Here is an 875-nt window from a genome sequence, read left to right as displayed (position 1 = left end):
CGAGCTGATCTGGCCGCTTGCCGACATCGTCTCGATCTGCAGCGAGGCGGTGACGCTCGAGCCGGGAGACCTGATCTTCACCGGCACGCCGGCCGGCGTCGGCGCGGTCGGGCCGGGCGAAACGATGACCGGCGGCGTCGAAGGCATCGGCGCCATCGAAATCACCATCGGTCAACCGACGACGTGAAGCGATGAGCGACCTAATCCTCCATAACTACTACCGCTCCTCCACCTCCTACCGCGTGCGCATCGCGCTGGAGATGAAGGGCCTCAGTTACGATTACGTGCCGCACCATCTGCGCCACGGCGAGCACCTCGAAGCCACCTATCTCGCGGTCAATCCGCAAGGGCTGGTGCCGGCGCTGATCCTTGGCGACGGCCGGCTTTTGACGCAGTCGCTGGCGATCATCGAATATCTCGACGAGACCGTGCCCGAGCCGCCGCTTCTGCCGAAGGACGCGCGCGGCCGGGCGCGCGTCAGAATGCTGGCGCAGATGATCGCCTGCGACATCCATCCGGTGAACAATCTGCGCGTGCTGACCTCGCTGCGCACGCTGTTCGGCGCCGGCGACCAGGATGTCGTCAACTGGTTCCGGCACTGGGTGAACGAAGGGTTTCAGCCGCTTGAGACGATTCTCGCTTCAGCGCCCGAGACCGGCACCTTCTGTCACGGCGACACGCCCGGCCTTGCAGATATCTGCCTCGCCGCCCAGGTCACCAACAATGCCCGCTTCGGCGTCGACATGGCGCCCTACCCGGTGATCTCGCGGATCCACGCCGCCTGCATGGCGCTGCCGGCTTTCCGCAAGGCGGCGCCGGAGAATCAGATAGACGCGGAGTAGCCGCACAATTCTGGGTAGAGCATTGGGAGTTGC

2 protein-coding genes are annotated in these 875 nt (G+C 65.3%); both read left to right on the top strand.

Features of this window, described 5'->3' with window-relative positions; translation table 11 throughout:
• On the top strand, positions 1 to 187 hold a 187-nt coding region (locus EN742_RS36280; RefSeq protein WP_189375758.1), incomplete at its 5' end, for a fumarylacetoacetate hydrolase family protein.
• A gap of 4 nt (positions 188 to 191) precedes the next feature.
• Positions 192 to 842: a maleylacetoacetate isomerase gene (maiA, locus tag EN742_RS36275; RefSeq protein WP_126054166.1), complete on the top strand. Its 651-nt coding sequence runs from the start codon at positions 192 to 194 to the stop codon at positions 840 to 842.
• Positions 843 to 875: the final 33 nt, after the last annotated feature.

It is taken from the genome of Mesorhizobium sp. M4A.F.Ca.ET.020.02.1.1, from assembly GCF_004022645.1.
In the GTDB taxonomy this organism is placed as follows: Bacteria; Pseudomonadota; Alphaproteobacteria; order Rhizobiales; family Rhizobiaceae; genus Mesorhizobium.
Note: the sequence above shows the minus strand (reverse complement) of the source record. Positions and strands in the feature narration are given on the sequence as shown.